Source organism: Streptomyces sp. NPDC019937, from assembly GCF_040631655.1.
Lineage (GTDB): Bacteria > Actinomycetota > Actinomycetes > Streptomycetales > Streptomycetaceae > Streptomyces.
This window is the reverse complement of record NZ_JBEYAL010000022.1, coordinates 47,628-67,741: the sequence shown is the minus strand read 5'-3', so window position 1 is coordinate 67,741 and position 20,114 is coordinate 47,628. Positions and strand designations below refer to the sequence as shown.

The window sequence follows — 20,114 nt, the reverse complement described above, 5'->3', positions numbered from 1 at the left end:
CCCGGACCGCCCGTGTACCGCTCCGGTTCTCCGAAAAGCGAGCTGTCCCGAGGCGGCGGGGAACTGGCGGAGAATCACGCGGCCTCCGTATAGCGGGAAGCGCGCCGACGGGCATACCATTGCCTTACATCGACTTCATCACGGTAGATCGCTCGCAGGAGCGGTTCCGAATAGTCACCTCTTGGCCCCGGATCGCCAGGAGCCCCCGCGGACGCCGATGCCGTCATTTCCGTACGGCATCGTCCGCCGCGTCGGCGGAATCGGTCGCGCGGCGGTCCGTAACCCAGGATGTGCGGTGTGTCTACGGCGCGTGCGGGTTGTCACCGCCCGTGCCCCATCGGCCTTCTGGCGTACCCGCCGCTCCTCCGCGCCGCTGGACGTCCGGCCGGGGGCGCACGCCGCCGCGGGGCGTGCCCTCGGACGCCGGTCGGCCCCCTCGGCCCTCGGCCCATGCGCCGCTGGTCCTCGGGCGTCAGCCCGCGACGACGAGCCGTCCGTCCTCGCGGCCGATCCAGTAGCGGCGCAGCACATCGAGCATCACGGACACCTCGCAGGCGGTGATGCCGGGGAGGGCGGCCAGGTCATGGGTGAGGAAGGCGGCCAGCCCCTCCTCGTCGCGGAACACCCCGTGGTGGATCACCGATGAGGTGCCCGCGACGATCGAGACGTACCGTGCGGAGGGATGCCGGGCGAGGGCGTCGGCCACCTGCTGGATGGCTCCGGGGGCCGCGTGCAGTTCGACCACCGCCTCCAGCGCGTACCCCAGCAGCGCGGGCTCGATTTCCACTCGGGGCCGTACGAGCCCGCGCCGCAGGAGCGACTGGGTGAGCCGGTAGGCGGTGGAGCGGTTGATGCCGAGTGCCCGGGCCACTTCGGCGGCGCTGGCCCGCCCGTCGTGGCGCAGCAGTTCGACCGCGCCCAGCTCCTCGGCGCTGAAGCCGGCCGCGGTGGCGGGTTCGTCCAGCGGATCGGCCACCTCGCGCAGCGCCCGCAGCTGGTCGTCGCCGAGCCGGCGCAGCCGCCAGGAGTCGGACTTGGCCGAGGCCCGCAGCACCAGTTCGGTGTGGGCCGACCGGACGCCGGGGACGGTCGGGATCCGGTTCATCAGCAGCTCCCGCGCCCCGGTGCCGCGCGTGGCGTGCAGGGAACAGTAGACGTCGGCGCGTCCCGTGATCGTCGCCACGAACGGGATCTCGGGCAGTTCGGCGAGCCGGCGGGCCACCTGCCGTGCCTGCCCCGGGACGGTCGCCACCCAGATGTGCATGGGGTTGCCCTCGGCCAGCATCGGCCAATCCACCTGCCCGATCACCCGCAGCAGCCGCTCGTCCGCGAGCCGGGTGAGCCGCCGGCCGACCGTGCTGGCCGAGCTGCCGAGCACATCGGCGAGCGCGCTGAGCGGGGCCCGCGGGGCCATCTGGAGGGCGGCCACCAGGTCGAGGTCTGCGTCGTCCAGGGGAGAGGTCTCGGACATGGACCGAATCTATCGTGCGATTGGTGCTCTATCGGTGAATCATTCTTGCGTTACAAGTCTTTTACTTGCCTCATTCCGTCAGAGCCATCTCTAATGGGCGACCACGCTTGCGTCATCCCGACGAAGGAAGTGCGGCCGGTGAGCTCGAACGACACCACGACCACGCCCGACAACACACCACCCGGAACGCCGCCCGGGACGCCCACGGAGGGTTCCGCGGCGCTGTCCGGTCTGCTCCGGGTGCTCGGCGCCATCGAACGGGCGGGCAACAAACTGCCCCATCCCTTCTGGCTGTTCGCCATCCTCAGCGCGCTGCTGGCGGTGGTGAGCTGGGGACTGGCCGCCGCGGACGTGTCCGCGAACAATCCGGCCGACGGCAAGTCCGTGGTCGTACGCAGCCTGATCTCGGTCGACGGCGTCCGTTCGATGATCACCGACGCGATCACCAACTACGCCACCTTCCCGCCGCTGGGCACCATCCTGGTGGTGATGCTCGGGGTCGCCGTCGCCGACAAGTCGGGGATGCTCACGGCGATGCTGCGGGCCGGGGTCTCCCGGGTGCCGGCGCGCTGGATGACGTTCGCGCTGGCCTTCACCGCGATGGTCGCCCACATCGCCTCCGACGCCGCCTATGTGGTGCTCGTCCCCCTCGGCGGCCTGGCCTTCCGCGCGGTCGGACGCAGCCCGGTCCTCGGCATCGTGGTCGCCTTCGTGGGGGTGTCCGCCGGATACGACGCGAGCCCGCTGATCACGCCGATGGACGCCGTGCTCTCCGGGCTGACCACGGCGGCCGCGCACACGGTCGACCCCGGATACACCGTCACCCCGCTGTCGAACTACTTCTTCTCGATCGCCTCCTCCGTGGTCCTGGCCTCCGTCATCACCCTCGTCACCGAAAAGGTGCTGGCCCGGCAGGTGGCGGCGCTGCCGCCCGAGACCGAGACGGCCGACGCCGGCGCCGACCCGGTCGCGCTCGACCTGCGCCCCGAGGAGCGGCGCGGACTGCGCCGCAGCGGACTGGTCTTCCTGCTCTTCCTCGCGGCGATCGTGGTGGCCATGATCCCCACCGGGTCACCGCTGCGCGGTGAGGGCGGCAGCATCGTCGAGTCGCCCGTGCTCTCCGGTATCGCCGTGGTGCTCGGAGTGCTCTTCGCGCTCCTCGGCACCGTGTACGGGCGGGCCGCGGGCACCGTACGCGGCAGCCGCGACATCCCCGACTTCATGGCGCAGGGCATGCGGGAGATGGCCCCGATCCTGGTGTTGTTCTTCGCCATCTCCCAGTTCCTCGCCTACTTCACGTGGACGGGCGTGGGCCAGGTGCTCGCCATCCGGGGCGCGGACCTCCTCAAGGACCTCGGGGTGACCGGGCCGGTCGCGTTCCTGGGCATCGTGCTGGTGTGCACGGTCATCAACCTGGCGATGACCAGTGGATCGGCCATGTGGGCGCTGGTCTCCCCGGTGTTCGTCCCGATGCTGATGTTCCTGGACGTCCCGCCGGAGGCCACCCAGGCGATCTACCGCATCGCCGACTCCTGCACCAACGCCATCACCCCGATGAGCGCCTACTTCGTGATGGCGCTCGGCTTCCTCCAGCGCTACCGGCGCTCCGCGGGCATCGGCACCCTCGCCTCGCTGACCCTGCCGCTGTCCGTGGCCATGCTGGTGACCTGGACCCTGCTGTTCTACGCCTGGTGGGCGCTGGGCATCCCGCTCGGCCCCGGCGCACCCGTCCGCTGAGCCACCGAACCCCCTCCCGGAAGGACCCCTTGATGACGCTCTCCGACATCGCCGCCGCGACGGAGCGGGCGCTGCCCGAGATGACCGAAGACCTGCGGACGCTGGTGGAACTGGAGACGCCGAGTGACGACAAGCAACTGCTGAACGCCGGGCTCGCCGCGATCCACGGATGGCTGGTGGCGCGGCTCGGCGAGCCGGACGAAACGGAGCGCCACGACTGCGGCCCGCACGGCGACGTGCTGGCCGTCACCTACCGCGGCACCGCGCCCGGCACCGCGTTGCTGCTGTGCCACTACGACACGGTGTGGCCCGCCGGAACCCTCGCCGAGTGGCCCTTCGAGGTGGCCGACGGCAAGGCGAGCGGGCCGGGCGTCTTCGACATGAAGACCGGTCTGGTGCAGGCCGTATGGGCGCTGCGGCTGCTGCGCGAGCTGAATCTGCCGCACCCGTCCGTCCGGCTGCTGCTCAACGGGGACGAGGAGATCGGCAGCCCCGCCTCCCGGCCGCACATCGAGCGGCTGAGCGAGGGCGTCCTCGCCACCCTGGTGTTCGAGGCGGCGCAGAACGGGGCGCTCAAGACCTCGCGCAAGGGCGTCGGGCTGTTCGACGTGACCGCGCACGGCGTCGAGTCGCACGCCGGGCTCGACCCGCTGGCGGGAGCCAGCGCGATCCACGCCCTGGCCGAGGTCATCCCGCACATCACCGCACTCGGCGCCCCGGAGCGGGGCACCACCGTGAACGTGGGGCTGATCAGCGGTGGCACCGGCCGTAACGTGGTCGCCGCCCAGGCGCGCTGCGGCATCGACATCCGGATCACCGAACCCGCCGAGATGGCCCGCCTCGATGCCGCTTTCGGCGCCCTCGCCCCCTCCGACCCGCGGGTGCGGCTGACCGTCAGCGGCGGATGGAACCGGCCGCCGATGGTTCCGAACGAGCCGTCCCGACAGCTGTTCAAGCAGGCCCACGCCATCGCGGCCGAACTGGGCTGGGAGCTGGAGGAGACCGCGGTCGGCGGCGCGAGCGACGGCAACTTCGTCTCCGCGCTCGGCCGCCCGGTCCTCGACGGCCTCGGCGCCCTCGGCTCCGGCGCCCATGCCCGCCATGAACACACCCTGCTCGACGCCGTCCCGGCCCGCACCGCACTCGCCGTGGGGCTGTTGCGCTCCCTGGCGTCCGACGCCTCGTAACAGCAGGTCGTGCGAACGCCGCCGCCCGCCGCCGTGATGGTCACATCCGGCGGCGGGCGGTCGGTTCCTGGGAGCGGGGTTCAGGACACCAGGAAGTCGGCCTTGCCCTCCTTGGCGCCCTCGATGAACGCGGTGATCTCGTTGCGGGTGTAGATGAGCGCCGGACCGTCCGGATCCTTGGACTGACGGATCGCGACCCGGCCGTCGTCCAGCTTCATGACCTCGACGCAGTTGCCGCCGTTGCCACCGCTCCACGGCTTGCGCCAGCCTTCGGTGCCGAGGTCGGTGGCGCGCATGCCGTTGTAGATGCGATCCATGCAGATCAGAGCTCCTTGCGGAAATCGTGGAGGATTTCCTTTGTGCGTCGTGCGGTTGCCGCCTGGGCCGCCATGCGGTCCATGGCCTCCAGATGTGAGGCCACCTCGATGCGTTCATCGAGGTAGACGGCGCCGGTGAGGTACTCGACGTAGACCATGTCCGGCAGTTCGGGAACAGCGAAGCGGAAGAGGACGAAGGGCCCGTAGGTGCCCGGATGGTGGCCGGAGGCGAACTCCGAGATCTGCAGCGTCACATGCCGCATCTCGGTGCTCTCCAGCAGCCGGTCCACCTGTCTGCGCATGACCGCGGGCCCGCCGACGGGTCTGCGCAGCACGGTCTCGTCCATCACCACCCACAGCCGTGGCGCCTCCGGGCGGTTCAGCAGGGACTGGCGCTCCATGCGCAGGGCGACATGCCGCTCGGCCTCCTTGGGCCCGGCCCTGCCGATGGCGCCGGTCTGCATGACGGCGCGGGCGTAGTCCTCGGTCTGGAGCAGGCCGGGGACGAAGTGCGGCTCGTACGCCCGGATCATCTCGGCCGCGCCCTCCAGGCTGACGTGCACGCTGAACCAGTCCGGCAGGATGTCGTGGAACCGCTGCCACCAGCCGGGTCGGTTGGCTTCCTCGGTGAGGGCGATGAACGCCTCCAGCTCCGCGCCGACGACCCCGTAGGCGTCCAGCAGCATCCGCACATAGGGCACCTTGAGGGCGACCTCGGCGGTCTCCATCCGGCGGACGGTGGCCGGGGCGACCCGGAGCACCTGCGCGGCCTGTTCGCGCTTGAACCCCGCCTTCTCACGCAGCTCCTGCAGGCGCTTGCCGAGGACGACCTGGCCCACGGTCGGAGCCGACCGCGGTTCGCTCACCTTGCTACCTCCCCTGTCCCCCGTGGCTGATGCGAGCAGTCTGCCACGTCCAGTGCGGCCCGGACACACTGCACAAGCAACTCTGCACAATTCAGAGTGCTCTTTGCCAAGTATGCCCGGCCATCGGGACAGTTGCTTCATGACAGCCCCGGGAGGGAGAACGGGACCAGGCGGACGCGGGATCGTGCCGTCTCAGCCGGACGTCGGCGTCAAGCGGCTCTCAGGACCATCGCCGTCCGCGCGGTGGGCCGGGGTCTCCCCGGCCCGGCCGCGCGAGGGACGGCGTGCCGGGTCATGACGTGCCGTCGTCCGTCTGCAGGTACGCGGCCGGGCGCGGGTAGCGCATCAGCGCCGGACCGGAGCCGTCCGGGTCCTTGTCGGCGTCGGCGGGCCGGGAGGGCCGGGCGGACCGGGCCGGGGCGGCGGCCCTCAGCTCGGCGGGGTCGTAGTCGATGACCTGGGTCTGCTCCGCCGGGGCCGGCTCCGGCACGGGGTTCGGCTCGGGCCGGTAGAGCGGGATCTGGTCGAGCGCGGTCTGTTCGGCGGGGGAGGGTCCCTGGGCGTACCCGGCCATCGCGCCCTGCGCCGGAGCCTGCGGCTGCACGACCGGGATCTGACCGGTCTCGGCCTGCGCCATCTGCATCTGCGGGCTCTGCATCTGACCGCCCTGCATCTGGCCGCCCTGTATCTGCGGGACCTGCATCTGGCCGCCTTGCATCTGCGGGACCTGCGCCTGCGCCATCTGCATCTGCGGGGCCTGGGCCTGCGGGGTCTGGGCCATCTGCATGTACGACGGCTGGCTCGGCGCCGCCTGGGGCTGCGGCGCCGGGGCCTGCTGCATCTGCCCCATCTGGCCCATCTGGGGCTGCTGCATCGCCGCCTGCTGCATCTGCCCCATCTGCGGGACCTGCTGCATCGGCTGCATCTGCTGCTGGGGCATCTGCGCTTGCGCCGGTGCCTGGTACAGGGGCGTCTGGACCGGGGGAGTGGCGACGTACGCGGGTGCCAGCTCGGCGGGCGGCTGCGACGGCGACTGCCCGGACGACACCGACTGCCCGTACGGGTCGGACTGCCCGTACCCGTCCGACGCCACGCCCTGCGGCGCGGGCAGAGCGTTCGCCGAGTACAGCTGCTGCTGCGGTACCTGCTGCATCTGCTGCATTTGCAGGATCTGCTGCATCTGCTCCGGGGTCTGCTGGATCGGCGGCTGGGGTTCGGGGGCGGCGGGCGCGGCCGGGGCCAGCTGCGGCATCTGCTGGTACTGGTACTCCAGCTGCTGGGCCGGGGCGGAGTAGAGCGGCGCCTGGAGGTCCCAGCCGCGCTGCTGCTCGTAGCTGACCTGGGGGGCGTAGTAGGAGGTCCCGTAGAGCACCGTGCTCAGCCCGGTCAGCAGCCGCTGCACATCCGGCTGGGAGCGCACCACCAGCCGCATGAACTGGCTGCTGCTGCCCAGCTTGTTGCCGCATTCGCGCACCAGGACACCGTGCTGGGTGAGGAGCTGGTCCCGTACCCAGGAGCCGTCCGTGCCGCCCGGCAGCTTGACGAAGACGAAGTTGCCCTGGGAGGGGAAGACCGTCATCCCGGGCAGCCCGGCCAGCTGGGTGGTCATCTCCTGGCGGTCGCGGCTGAGCATGCGCAGGCTCTGCACGTACTCCTGCCGGTACCGCTTGAGCATGAAGACGATGACCTCGGCGAAGGAGTTCAGATTCCACTTCGGCAGCCGGGAGCGGACCTGCACGGCCAGCGCCGGATTGGCGACGAGATAGCCGAAGCGGACGCCGTGCAGGCCGAAGCTCTTGCCAAGGCTGCGCAGGACGATGACGTTGGGCCGCAGGATCGCCTCGTCCACGACGCTCGGATACGCCTCGGCGTCGGCGAACTCCAGGAAGGACTCGTCGATCACCACCAGATCGAGATCGGACAGGGCGTCCATGAGGCCGATGACGGCCTGGCGGGAGAGCAGCCCGCCGTCGGGGTTGTTGGGATTGCAGATGACGGCGACCCGCGATCCCCGGGACCGGACGAATTGGACGAAGGCCTGTGGGTCGAGCGCGAATCCGCTCATCTCCGGGAGCTGGAACATGTCGACCCGCTTGCCGGTCTCCATCGGCTGGTCGGTCCACCGGCCGAAGGTCGGAATCGGCACCGCGAGGCTTTCCTTCACCAGCAGGTGGTCGATCCAGGTGATCAGCTCGGTCGAGCCGTTGCCCATCGCCATGGTCTGCGGCTGAAGGCCCAGCACATCGGCGAGTTCGGCGGTGATGGTGTCCGCGGAGCTCGGGTAGTACGTGAGGATCTCCCGCAGCCTGACCGCCATCACGGCGAACATGGCGGGGGTGGGGAAGTACGGATTGCAGGGGATGCAGAAGTCCACAAGCTCCTGTCCGCCACCCGTGATCCCGGCGCGGTTGAGCGCGAAGAAAGACGGGCTGTGGGCGGTGCCACGGAAGAGTTCCATGGCATCACCGGAATTGCCGACTGCGGCAACAGTCACGGCGGGACCTCCTCGGTCGCGTGGGTCGTGCAATCACGACCGTTGCGGCTCGTCCCTCGAGCCTGACGCATGATCCCAAAAACGTGGGGGACCTGAGGATTTTCGTGGTGTGTGAGCGAAACCGAGGGACAGGTGTGGCCTGATCGAATAAAATTCCGCCCCTCGCTCATCCTGTCGCCCGCTCTTCCGGCGGGGCGGCGGCGGTCGGAGCGTCAGACGGGATCGTCCGGCGGACGCTCGCCGTCGGTGAAGGCGGCCCGGTCCTGGTGCGCTACCCACACAGCTACCTGAGCACGCGAGGTGAAACCAAGTTTGCTCAGAATGTGCTCAATATGGCCCTCGGCGGTGCGCTGTGCTATGACCAGTGTCGCGGCGATCTCCTTGTTGCTGAGCCCCCGCGCGACCAGCTGGGCGATCTCGGCTTCCCGGGGTGTCAGCGGCGACGGCCGCTCGGGCACGGCGGCCTCCCCGGTGGGCAGTTCGTCCTCCAGGGCGTAACGCAGCGCCTGGTCGTAGCGGAGCCGCGCCCCCTGTTTGACGGCCGCGTTGTACGTCGGCCTGCCCAGCGCCCGGGCCACGTCCGCCTCGCACTCGTCGTGGTAGTGGACCAGGTGGCCGTAGCCGGACAGCGAGGCGCCGATCGACTGCCAGACCGTCCGTACGACGCCCAGCAGCCGCGCCGACCGCCGGTAGTCCCGGTCGGTGGCGGCGATCCAGGCCAGCACCTCCAGGTTGACCCCGACGCCGAGGGGGTCGTCGAGCGAGCGGTTGAAGGTCAGGCTGTCCTTCTCCAGGGCGGCCGCGCGGGCGGTGTCGCCCTGGCGCCACACCTCGACGCCGAGCGCCATCATCGTGTACGCCCGGTGCCAGCCCTCGCCGTAGGCGTCGCACACCTCCAGCGACTCCTCGCCCAGCGCGATGGCGCGCGGCGAGTCGCCGATGAAGGAGTGGGCCAGGGAGAGCCGGATGAGGGCCAGCGCGAGCCCGACCGGATCGCCGGTGGCCCGGTGGCGGGCCACCGCCTCCTCGTAGAGGGCGATCGCGGTGGGGGCGTCGCCCCGGTACATGGCGACCATGCCGGAGTAGAGCGCCGCGTACGCCAGGACCGGGGCCAGGCCGAGCCGTTCGCCGATGGCCCGGCTCTCCGCCAGCATGGCCGCGGCCGCCTTGGTGTCGGACTGGATGATGGCCAGCCAGCTGTTGGTCCACAGCGCGCGGGCCCGTACCTCGGTCGGCTCCGGGCAGGCGGCAAGCCCCTCGTCCAGCCAGCGCCGCCCCTCGCCGAGGTAGTAACTGGTGATCCAGTGGTAGAGGAGGTCGGCCGCGATCCCCAGACCACAGGTGGTCTCCTCCGGCTCGGCGAAGCTGGACTCCAGGGCGCTGCGCAGATTGGCGTGCTCCAGCTGGAGCCGGGTGAACCACTGCGCCTGGGCCGGGCCGAACAGCGCGGCGCGCGCGTCGGCCGCCAGCTGCCGGTAGTAGTCGCGGTGCCGCCGCAGCCGGTCGGGCTCCTCCCCGGAGGCGGCGAGCCGTTCCCGGCCGTACTGGCGCAGCGTGTCCAGCATCCGGTAGCGCACCGTGGTGTCGTGCTCCTCCCGGAGCAGCACCGACTTGTCCACCAGCTCGGCCACCAGGTCCAGCACGTCCTCGCGATCGATGCCGTCGCCCGAGCAGACCGCCTCGGCCGCCTCCAGGTCCAGGCTTCCGGCGAAGACCGAGACCCGGGCCCACAGCAGCCGCTCCCGCTCGGTGCACAGCTCATGGCTCCAGTCGATCAGCGCCCGCAGCGTCTGGTGGCGGGGGAGCACCGACCGGGAGCCGGTGGTCAGCAGCCGGAAGCGGTCGTCGAGGCGGTCCAGCAACTGCTGGACGGACAGGGCGCGCAGCCGTACGGCCGCCAGCTCGATCCCGAGCGGTATGCCGTCCAGCCGCCGGCACACCCGCTCCACGGCGTCCCGGTTGCTCTCGGTGACGGCGAAGCCCGGCAGGATCGCCCCGGCCCGTTCGACGAACAGCCGCACCCCGTCGCACTGGGCCAGCGCCGCGGTGGACAGCCGCGGCCCGGCCGCGTGGGGCAGTGCCAGCGCCGGGACGGCCAGGGTCTGCTCACCGGCGGTGCCCAGCGCCTGCCGGCTGGTGGCCAGGATCCGCAGCCGCGGCGCCGCCCGCAGGAGCCGGTCGGCGAGCAGCGCGCAGCCCTGGACCAGATGCTCGCAGTTGTCCAGGACGATCAGCGCCTGCTTGTCGCGCAGATGGTCGACGAGGACGTCCAGCGGCGGCCGGGCGGACTGATCCCGCACCTCCAGGGCCTCGGCCACGCTCTGGGCGAGCAGATCCGGGGTTTCCAGGGCGGCCAGTTCGACCAACCAGACCCCGTCGGCGAACGCCCGGCGGGCGTCCTCGGCGACCCGCAGCGCCAGCCGGGTCTTGCCGACCCCGCCCACTCCGGTGAGGGTCACCAGCCGGGACGCGGACAGCATCCGCTTGGCCTCGGCCGCCTCGTGCCGACGCCCCACGAAAGTCGTCACCTCGGCCGGCAACCGGCCTGTCTGCCGCCCGGTCGGGGTGCCCGTCGCCACCGCACCCATCGATGCCTCGCACCAGCTCGGGCGGGCGGGGTTCCCCGCTCGTCCCGAACGGTTACTGTCCAGGCTATGCCCGAGGGGCGGCCCTCGCAGCTCCCTCGCGGGTGCCACCGAGGGTGAGAGGCGGTCGCCCAGGGTGATCGCGGTGTCGGCGGGGCAGGTCAGGTAGCCATCCGGGGAGTTCTCCCCTCCTCCCGGGGCGGTCCGCCGTTCCATGCTGGTGACCTCGCGAAGAGTTCCGCCGAGCCCTCGGTGGAAAGATCGAAGGTTCGCCATGTGCCTCCACCAGCCCCCTTGTCCCCCCGCCGACGCACCCGATCACGATTCGGCGCGTCTGGTGGCCTCCCACCCCGAGCAGGGGTGGAGCCTGCTCTGCAATGGAGTGGTGATCTTCGCGGACACGGGGGAACTGCTCCCCGACGGGCGCGTCATCCCGGCGCCCCGCGCCTGCCCCGACCAGGCGGGATGAAGGCCGACGAAGGGAGATGCCATAGACGACTCCACGCCTCGTACCCACACGGTGATACGAAACGGCCCGGGACGGAACGGTGAACGCCCTCACCACACCTTCCGCCTCCCGGGCCTCCGTGTCTGTCGCCTCCGCACACCTCCGCGATCGACATTGATCGCCAGGATGCTGTTCGTGTAGCCTGATGATCGCTTCAAGCAGCTTATTTATGCGGAATTCCATACCATCGGGGGGTGCGAGGGGGCCACTGTGCTGGACCGGGCCAACGATTCCGGTTTACCCAGCATGCTGGTCGGCCGCACCGGTGAGCTGACCGTGCTGGCCAGCCACGCGGAGGCCGCCTGTGCCGGGCGTTCCGGTCTGGTGATGCTCTCCGGGCCCGCCGGAATCGGCAAGACCAGCCTGCTGCGCGCCTTCCTCGACAGCGACACCTGCCGGAAGATGACCGTCCTGCACGGCACCTGCGGCCAGGTCGTGGCCGGCTCCGGCTACGGCGGCGTACGGGCCCTCTTCGGCCCGCTCGGGCTGACCGCCGACGACGCGCACGACTCCCCGCTGCTCCAGGGCAGCGCCCGCCGCGCCCTGCCCGCGCTCGCCCCCAGCCCCGGCGAGGACGAACCGGCCTCGCCAGCGACCTCCTACCCGGTGCTCCACGGGCTCTACTGGCTCGCGGTGAACCTCATGACCCAGGGCCCGCTCGTCCTCGTCCTCGACGACGCGCACTGGTGCGACGAACGCTCGCTGCGCTGGATCGACTTCCTGCTGCGGCGCGCCGACCACCTGCCACTGCTCGTGGTGCTCGCCCAGCGCACCGAGGCGGAGCCCGTCGCGCCCGCCGTGCTGGACGACATCGTCGCCCAGCCCCGCTCCTCGGCGATCCGGCTCGGCCCGCTGACCGACGCCGACGTGGCCGAGATGGCCCGGCAGACCTTCCCCGCCCCCGTCGCGCCGTCCTTCGCCGAGCGTGCCGCCGCCGTCTGCGGCGGCAACCCCCTCACCGTCACCCGGCTGCTGCACGAGCTGCGGGCCAAGGGGGCGCGGCCGGACGACACGGGAATCCGCGAGATCGCCGAGGTCGGCCAGTACGTGGTCGCCCAGTCGGTGCACGACCTGTTCGAGCGCCGGCCCGGCTGGGTCCGGGATGTGGCCACCGCGATCGCGGTGCTCGGCGAGGAGGAGCCGGAGCACATCGGCGCGCTCGCCGGGGTGCCCGCCGCCCGCGTCGAGGAGGCCGTGACGCTGCTGCGCGGCGCCGAGGCGGTGGCGCCGGACCGCCCCGACCTGGCGCACGACGTGGTGCGCTCGGCCGTGCTCGACGCCGCCGGGGCCGACGCTTTGGCCGGCCTGCGCGCACGGGCCGCCCAACTGCTCAGCGACATCGGCCGCCCCGCCGAAGAGGTCGCGGGCCAGGTGCTGCTGGTGCCCGGCACCACCGAGCCGTGGATGCGCGGGGTGCTGCGCGAGGCGGCCGCCCAGGCCGTGACCCGCGGCGCGCCCGAGGCCGCCGCCCGCTATCTGCGCCGGGTCCTGGAGGCCGAGCCCGACAGCGTGTCCGCCCACGTCCAGCTGGCCGGGGCGCTCGCCGAGACCCACCCGGCGGAGGCGATCGGGCTCCTGAAGGACGCCCTCGACCTCACCACCGACGTACGGGCCAAGGCGCCGATCGCGGTCCAGCTCGGCATGACCTGCCTGACGGTGCAGCAGTCACCGGCCGCCGTACGGACGCTCGGCGGCGTGCTGGACGCGCTGGAGGCCGAGCTGGGGCCCGACCCCGAACCCCGCGACGGCGAACTGCTCACCCTCGTCCGGTCCGCGTTGCTGATCAGCGGCTGTGACGAGAAGGCGACCATCACCACGGTCCGGGAGCGGTTCGCGCGGCTGGCCGAACCGGCCGGGGACACCCCGGCACAGCGGCAGCTGCTGGCCATGATGACCGTGCTCAGCGCGATGGAGGGCACCTCGGCGGAGCGTACGGTGCGTCAGGCCCGCCGCGCCCTCCACCCCTCGGGGGTCGCCCTCGGCAACTGGTCGCTGCTCTTCTCCGCGTTCACCCTGGGCCTCGCCGACGAGGTCGGGGACGCGATGGAGGCGCTGGACCGCTCGCTGCGGTACGGCCAGGAGAACGCCGCGGTGTGGAGTTACGTCCTCAGCCTCTCCACCCGGGCCCTGATGCTCCACGGCCTCGGCGCGATCCCGGACGCGCTGGCCGACGCCCAGACCGCCGTGGAGATCGTCGGCCACGAGCGGTGGGGCAGCCATATGACGATGCCCCAGATCGCCCTGGCCACCGTTCTGATCGACCGCGGCGAGCCCGAACGCGCCGAGGAGTTGCTGGGCCAGGTCACCCGGCCGAACCTGGACGGGTTCGTCATGGAGTACCACTGGTACCTGATGGCCCGCGCCCGGGCCCGCTGGGCGCTCGGCGACGGCCGGACCGCGCTGCGGCTGCTGCTCGACTGCGGCTCCTCCCTGGAGGAGACCGGGTTCGCCAATCCGTGCTTCATCCCCTGGTGGGCCGAGGCGGCTTCGGTGTACGCCGCCGAGAAACGCGCCGACGAGGCCCGGGACATCGTCGACCACGGAACCGAACTCGCCCGCCGCTGGGGCACCCCGCGCGCCCTCGGACTCGCCGCGCTCGCCCGCGGCGTGACCACCCGTGGGGAGGCCGGCGTCGGCCTGCTCACCGAAGCCGTCGCGCGGCTGTCCGCTTCCCCCGCCCGCGCCGAGCACGCCCGGGCCGAATTCATGCTCGGCACCGCCCTGCTGGACGCCGGGGACTCCCGCGGCGCCCGCGAACACCTGCGGACCTCGGCCGACCTCGCCCAGAGCTGCGGCGCGCTGGCGCTCGCCAAGAGCGCCCGGCGGCGGCTGGTCGCCGCGGGCGGCCGGATGCGCGAGATCACCGCCTCCCCGGTGGACCTGCTCACCGGCACCGAGCGCAAGGTCGCCACCCTCGCCGCGGCCGGGGCGGGCAACCGGGAGATCGCCCAGTCGCTCTTCGTCACCGTGCGCACCGTCGAGACGCATCTCACCAGCGTCTACCGGAAGTTGGGGCTGACCCAGCGGGCCGAACTGGCCTCGGTGCTGCGCACGCCGAGCGTCCCGCATCCACAGGCTCCGGCGTGGGTGTCCGCGGCACGTGGCCGTCATTGAGCTCGACGTCCCGGCGCTTCTCCGCACTCCGAATAAGTGCTCGACATATAGTCGTTCCATGCAGCTCAACGGGCTTCCGTTCCCCGGGCGGGAACGAGAGCAGGCGGTGCTGACGTCGTTCATCACCGAGCTGGCGGCGGGGCGCCCGGCCGTCGTCACCGTGTCCGGCAGTCCCGGATCCGGCCGGGGCCCGCTGCTGCGCTGGACGGCCCGGCTCGCCGAGGAGCGCGGGCTGCGCACCCTGACCGCCCGGGCCACTCCGGGCGAGAGCGAACTGCGGTACGGCGTGGTGCAACAGCTCCTGACGACGCTGGACGGGATCAGCGACCGCACCCTCGCGGCCCTTGCCGAACCGGGCCCGCACAGTGGACTGCCCGGCCTGGCCGAACTGCTGCGCAGTGCCCACCACCGGCCGACGCTGCTCGTCGTCGAAGGGGTGGAATGGCTGGACCCGGCCTCACGGCGCTGGTTCGACGCCCTGGTGCGGCGGCTGCCGGGGAAACCGGTCGCGCTGCTGTCGAGCGGCAGCGGTGTCAGCCACCACGGATGGTGCGGCGGCTCCGCCCTCCCCGGCCCGGTCCCCACCCGGCAGCTCGCGCTGTCCGCGTTCACTGTGCGGGAGGTCGCCACCCTGATCGCCGCGGTCTGCGGACGGCCCGGTGAGGAAGCGTTCACCGGGGCGGCCTGCGAGATCGGCGCCGGCAACCCCATGGTGCTCCACGAGGCGCTGGGCCAGTTCACCGCCCGCGGACTGGAACCGGTCGCCGGACGGATCCCGGAGCTGCGCGCGCTCATCGACGCCATCCGCGGTGAGTACGCCGTCCGCGCCCTCAGCGGACTGTCCGACACCGCCGTCGCCGTCGTACGCGCCCTGGCCGTCTGCGGCGAACTCCTCCAGCTGCCCCTGCTGTACGCACTCGCCGGACCCCACGCGGCGAGCGAACCCGGCCTGGGCGCGGCGCTGGAGGCCAGCGGTCTCGCCACCACCTCCGGCACCGGGCTGCGGCTGTGCTGCCCGGAGGTACGGAACTGGATCCTGGAGGACATGTCCGGCGACGAACGGGCCGAACTCCACGCCCGGGCCGCCGAACTCGCCCACCGGGCGGCCGTCCCCGACGAGGACGTCGCCCGGCTGCTGCTCGCCGCCCGCCCGCTCGGCGAACCCTGGGTCGTCCCCGTGCTGCGCCGCACCGCCACCGCCGCCCTGCGGGCCGCCCGCCCCGGCCACGCCATCGCCTGCCTGTCCCGCGCCCTTCAGGAGCCGCTGGACCTGGACGGGCGCGCTCAACTCGGCCTGGAACTGGCCGCCATCGAGGTGCTCGGCGCGCCCGAGGCGAGCGACCGGCGGCTGACCGAGATCATCCGCTCCGGTACCGGCGCGTCCGCCCGGGACCGGGTGCGCGCCGCCGACCTCGGCCTCACCCGCGGCGGTGTGGAGACCCTGCGGTCCGCCGTGGCGAGCGCGCTGCCCACGGCCCGCGACGGCGAACGGGAGGCCCTGGCCGGGCTGTTCCGGCTCACCGAACCGTGCCGCGACGACGACGCCGACCTGCTGCTGCCCGAGATCCCCGCGCTGCCCGCCCGCCCCACCGACCCGGCGCAGGCCGCCGCCCGCGCCCGTCAACTCGCCTTCCTGGGCGAGGACCTGCCCACCGCCAGGGCGCTGGCCCGGCGCGCCTTCACCGACGAGCCCGGCACCGACGCGCTGATCCTGCCCCGGCTCACGGCCGGCCGGATCCTGCTCCTGACCGACGACCTGGACGAGGCCGAGGCCCGGCTGGACGCCCTCCACCTCGACCTGCGGCGGCGCCACGCCCGGGCCGCCGCCGGGCTGGTGCTGGCCATCCGGGGTGAACTGAACCTGCGGCGCGGCCGGCTCGACGCCGCCGAACGGGACACCGCCGCCGCCGGGCGGGCGTTGCCCCACGCCCACTGGCATCCGTACCACGCCCCCTATCTGACCGCGCTGCGGATCACCGTCGCCCTGGACGGCGGCCACGCCGACCAGGCCAGGGAGCTGGCCGCCGCGCCCGTCCCGGCCGAGGCCCCGGACGGCGCGTCCTTCGCCCATCTGCTCTTCGCCAGGGCGACGGTGGCCTTCCGGGACGGCCGGCACGCCGAGGCCGTGGAGCTGTTCCTCGGCTGTGGCAGACGGCTGCTGCGCCGCGGCCGGGCCAACCCCGCCCTGATCCCGTGGCGTTCCATGGCCGCCGCCGCGTGCCACGCGCTCGGGGACCACGAGGAGGCGCAGCGGCTGAGCCAGGAGGAGATCGCACTGGCCCGGCGGTGGGGCGCGCCCAGCACCCTGGGCCAGGCTCAGTTGGGTGCCGGGCGGGTGGCCCACGAGACCCGGGACCACCGGCTCCGCGAGGCCGTGCAGACCCTGCGCCCCACCCCGGCCCGGCTCGCCTACGCCAATGCGCTGATCGACCTGGCCACCACCGAACTGGACGCGGGGAACCCGCAGGCCGCCGCCCCCCTGGTGGCCGAGCTGTTCACGTTCACCACCACCCACCGCCCCTCCAGCAGGCTCACCGCACGGGTGCGCGCCCTCGCCGAACGGCTGGGACAGCCCGCAGCGTCCGGGCTCGGCCCGCACCCCGCCTGGGCGACGCTGACCGAACCCGAGCGGCGCACCGCCACCCTCGCCGGACTCGGCCACGGCAACCGGGAGATCGCCGAGATGCTGTCGGTGACCCGGCGCACGGTCGAGCTGCGGCTCAGCGGCGCGTACCGGAAGCTGCGGATCGCGGGGCGCGCGGAACTCCACGCGCTGCTCCGGGCGACGGAGGGATACGGCACCGATGTTGCTTGAGCGGGACGCCGAGGTGGCACAGGTGCGGGAGGCCCTGAGCGCCGCCGCCGCGGGCACCTCCTCGCTGCTGCTGCTCACCGGACCGCTCGGCATCGGCCGGACCGCGCTGCTGCAGCGGCTGTCCCTGCTGGCGGGGGAGGACGTCCGCGTCCTGCGCGCCAACGCCGCCCCGATGGAGCAGGACTTCGCCCTGGGCGTGGTCCGCCAGCTCTTCGACAGCCTGCTGACCGGCGACCCGTCCGAGACGTGCGAACGCCGGCTGCGGGAACACGGCGCATCCGCCCGCATGCTCCTCACCGACGACGCCCTGCCGCTGGACGAGCACGGCTTCGTCGCCCTGTCCGAGACGGTGCTGAACGGGCTGCGCTCCCTGCTGGCCGACGTCGGCGCCGACAAACCGCTGCTGATCCTGGTGGATGACCTCCAGTGGGCCGACGCCCCCTCGCTGCGCTGGCTCGCCTACCTCGTCAAACGGCTGCACGGGCTGCGCGCCGTACTCGTCTGCGCCCTGCGCGACGGCGACCCGGGGGGCCGGCAGGTGACGCTGCGCGAGATCACCGACTCCGCACAGCGGGTGCTGCGCCCCGCGCCGCTGTCCCCCGGGGCCGTGGGGGAGATGGTCCTCGGCCAGTTCGGCGAGCCGGGCGACGAGGAGTTCGCCCGCGCCTGCCACGAGATCTCCGCGGGCAACCCCCTCTTCCTGAGGTCGGTCCTGGCGGCCCTCGCGGTCGAGAGCCACCGCCCCACCGCCGGACACACCGAGGCGGCCCGCCGCCAGCGCCCCGCCCAGCTGCGCGAGCGGCTGGCCCGCTGCATGCGCACCCAGCCGCCGCCGGTACGGGACCTGGCCGCCGCGATCGCCACCCTCGGCGACCAGGTCGGCGAACCCGAACTCATGGCCCGGCTGGCGGGCCTGGACCCGATCGGCTTCGGGGCCGCGCTGCGCACCCTCGGCCAACTCGGCCTGCTGACGGCCGAGGGGGAGCCGCGCTTCCGGCACCGCGTGGTGCAGGACGCCGTCGAGTCCTCGATGACCGTCGCCGAGCGCGAGCGCCTGCACGACACCGCCGCGGCCCTCCTCTACCGCAACGGCTCCCCTGCCGAATCGGTCGCCGCCCAGCTGATGGCCGTCACCGCCTCACAGCACCCCTGGGCGGTCGAGGTGCTGCGGACCGCCGCCGACACCGCGCTGCGCCGGAGCGCGCCGGACATCGCCACCCGCTACCTGCGGCGCGCGCTGCTGGACGCCGCGCTGTCCGGCGAGAGCCGCGGGCGGCTGCTGATCGACCTGGCCACCGCGGAGCGCGGATTCGACCCGGCCGCGTGCGAACGCCACATCTCCCAGGCGATACCCCTGCTGACCACGCCACGGCACCGGGCCGCCGCCGCCCTGCGGATCTCCCCGACCGTCGTCGGCGTGCCGCCGCCCGCGGTCGTCGACCTGTTCCACCAGGTCGCCGAGGAGCTGGGCCCCGCGTCCGCCCTGGAGGGCTCGGCGCGCGACGTGGCGCTGCGGCTGGAGGCGCGGCTGCGGTACGCCGAGTACGAGGACCCGGCAGGGCTGGCCGCGTCGGTGGAGCGGCTGTCGGCGCTGGGCGACGCGCCCCCGCTCGGCTCGACCGCCGAACGCGAGCTGGCCGCCGTACTGCTCGACGCCGCGATGCTCACGACCCGGCGGTCGGCGGCCGAGGTCGCCCGGCTCGCGGGCCGCGTCCTGGAGCGGGAACCGGCCACCGCGGACCGGGCCCACTCACCGCTGCCGCTGGTGGCGGTCGCGCTGGTCGCCGCCGACTCGGTACGGGGCATCAACTCCTGGCCCGCGCCCGAGCGGCACTCCCCACGGCAGGACGTCACGCCCGTCGACGCGCTCGTCCACGCCGAGCAGGCGCTGATGCTGGTGGCGCGGGGGCGGGCGGCCCGGGCCCGGGAGCCCGCCGAGCGCGCGATGCGGCTGGCCGGCGGGCACTGGCCGGAGGCCGGGATCCTCGCCACCGTCGCCCTCACCGGCGTCGCCCTGGAGCTGGACGACCCCGAACTGGTCGAAGGGCTGCTCGACGAGGCCGGCCGGCGCCGGTCCGCCAACCTGGCGCTCACCACCTCGCTCCAGCTCCTCAAGGCGTCCCAGGACGAGCGGCACGGCCGCTGGGCCAGCGCGCTGGACACCCTGCTGGCCTGCGGCCGGCAGCTGGAGGCGGCGGGCTGGCGCAATCCCGTCCTCTTCCGGTGGCGCCCCTGGGCGGCCGCCCTCCAGCACCGCATCGGCGACTCCCGCGCGGCGCTGGCGCTCGCCGAGGAGGAGCACGCCCGGGCCGAGGCCTGGGGCGCCCCCGTGGCGCTGGGCCGCGCCCTGCGGCTCAAGGGCCGGCTGCACGAGGGCGCCCGGGGAACGAACCTGCTGCGTGAATCGGCCGACGTGCTGCGCGCCTCGGCCAACGAACTCGAATTGGCCCGCTCACTCATTCTGCTGGCCCGGCGGATGGACGGCGGCGCCGAGGCGGCGGCCCTGCTGCGGGAGGCCGGAGCCCTCGCCGCGGCCTGCGGCGCGCCCTGGCTGGTCGAACGCGCCGAGCAGGGACGCGGTACGCCCGCCCCGCCGCCGGAGGCCGCGCTGACCCGTACCGAACGCACCGTGGTCTCCCTGGCCGGCGGCGGCCTCACCAACCAGGAGATCGCCGGCCGGCTCGGCGTCACCTCCCGCGCGGTCGAGAAGCACCTCACCCACGCCTACCGCAAGCTGGACATCTCCGGCCGTCGCCAGCTGATGGAGATCCTGCCCCGCCTGGATTCGGAAATCCTGCGTTAACGGGGCTAATTCAACGAGTGTCCAACCGGCTTCGGCCGGGCTTCCCGCATGCCCGCGCACCGGCGGGGGACCGTTCGATCCGGGCAAGTTTCCCGGCTCACCGAACCCACCGAACCGACCACCGAAACCCCGGGGTGCGGACCGAACCTCCAGGGTGCGGTACCACAGGATTGGGTGACGCGCCCCCTGCTGACGTTGACTCATGCACAAGGATCTC

11 protein-coding genes are annotated in these 20,114 nt (G+C 73.0%); 6 read left to right on the top strand and 5 right to left on the bottom strand.

Annotated elements, in window-relative coordinates; all coding sequences use genetic code 11:
• Positions 1-472: 472 nt before the first annotated feature.
• Positions 473-1,471, bottom strand: coding sequence for an Lrp/AsnC family transcriptional regulator (locus tag ABZ562_RS22545; protein ID WP_361482521.1), 999 nt, complete (start codon positions 1,469-1,471; stop codon positions 473-475).
• Positions 1,472-1,609: 138 nt separating this feature from the next.
• Here ABZ562_RS22545 and ABZ562_RS22540 point away from each other — a divergent pair, with 138 nt between their 5' ends.
• The gene (locus tag ABZ562_RS22540) at positions 1,610-3,208 is read left to right on the top strand and encodes an AbgT family transporter (RefSeq protein ID WP_361482518.1); all 1,599 of its coding nucleotides are present in this window, start codon (positions 1,610-1,612) and stop codon (positions 3,206-3,208) included.
• Between the two features lie 32 nt (positions 3,209-3,240).
• Positions 3,241-4,395, top strand: coding sequence for a M20 family metallopeptidase (locus ABZ562_RS22535; RefSeq protein ID WP_361482515.1), 1,155 nt, complete (start codon positions 3,241-3,243; stop codon positions 4,393-4,395).
• Between the two features lie 80 nt (positions 4,396-4,475).
• On the opposite strand, the gene ABZ562_RS22530 is transcribed toward ABZ562_RS22535, so the two are convergent.
• The 4 genes from ABZ562_RS22530 to ABZ562_RS22515 form a co-directional block, all read right to left on the bottom strand.
• A complete protein-coding gene (locus tag ABZ562_RS22530) occupies positions 4,476-4,712 on the bottom strand; it encodes a DUF397 domain-containing protein (RefSeq protein WP_055553697.1) in 237 nt (78 codons plus the stop codon).
• Positions 4,713-4,717: 5 nt separating this feature from the next.
• On the bottom strand, positions 4,718-5,578 hold the full coding sequence (locus tag ABZ562_RS22525; RefSeq protein WP_361482512.1) for a helix-turn-helix transcriptional regulator: 861 nt from the start codon (positions 5,576-5,578) through the stop codon (positions 4,718-4,720).
• Positions 5,579-5,870: 292 nt separating this feature from the next.
• On the bottom strand, positions 5,871-8,072 hold the full coding sequence (locus ABZ562_RS22520; protein WP_361482509.1) for an aminotransferase class I/II-fold pyridoxal phosphate-dependent enzyme: 2,202 nt from the start codon (positions 8,070-8,072) through the stop codon (positions 5,871-5,873).
• A 212-nt stretch (positions 8,073-8,284) separates the two neighbouring features.
• A complete protein-coding gene (locus ABZ562_RS22515; protein WP_361482506.1) occupies positions 8,285-10,588 on the bottom strand; it encodes a LuxR C-terminal-related transcriptional regulator in 2,304 nt (767 codons plus the stop codon).
• A gap of 343 nt (positions 10,589-10,931) precedes the next feature.
• Here ABZ562_RS22515 and ABZ562_RS22510 point away from each other — a divergent pair, with 343 nt between their 5' ends.
• The 4 genes from ABZ562_RS22510 (at position 10,932) to ABZ562_RS22495 (ending at position 19,897) form a co-directional block, all read left to right on the top strand.
• Complete coding sequence (locus tag ABZ562_RS22510) at positions 10,932-11,126, top strand: DUF5999 family protein (RefSeq protein ID WP_009720665.1); 195 nt, start codon at positions 10,932-10,934, stop codon at positions 11,124-11,126.
• A 285-nt stretch (positions 11,127-11,411) separates the two neighbouring features.
• Positions 11,412-14,279: an AAA family ATPase gene (locus tag ABZ562_RS22505; protein WP_361482503.1), complete on the top strand. Its 2,868-nt coding sequence runs from the start codon at positions 11,412-11,414 to the stop codon at positions 14,277-14,279.
• Positions 14,280-14,337: 58 nt separating this feature from the next.
• Positions 14,338-17,094, top strand: a complete 2,757-nt coding sequence (locus ABZ562_RS22500; RefSeq protein ID WP_361482500.1) for a LuxR family transcriptional regulator — start codon at positions 14,338-14,340, stop codon at positions 17,092-17,094.
• On the top strand, positions 17,084-19,897 hold the full coding sequence (locus ABZ562_RS22495; protein WP_361482497.1) for an AAA family ATPase: 2,814 nt from the start codon (positions 17,084-17,086) through the stop codon (positions 19,895-19,897). Before ABZ562_RS22500 ends, ABZ562_RS22495 begins: the two co-directional genes overlap by 11 nt.
• Positions 19,898-20,114: the final 217 nt, after the last annotated feature.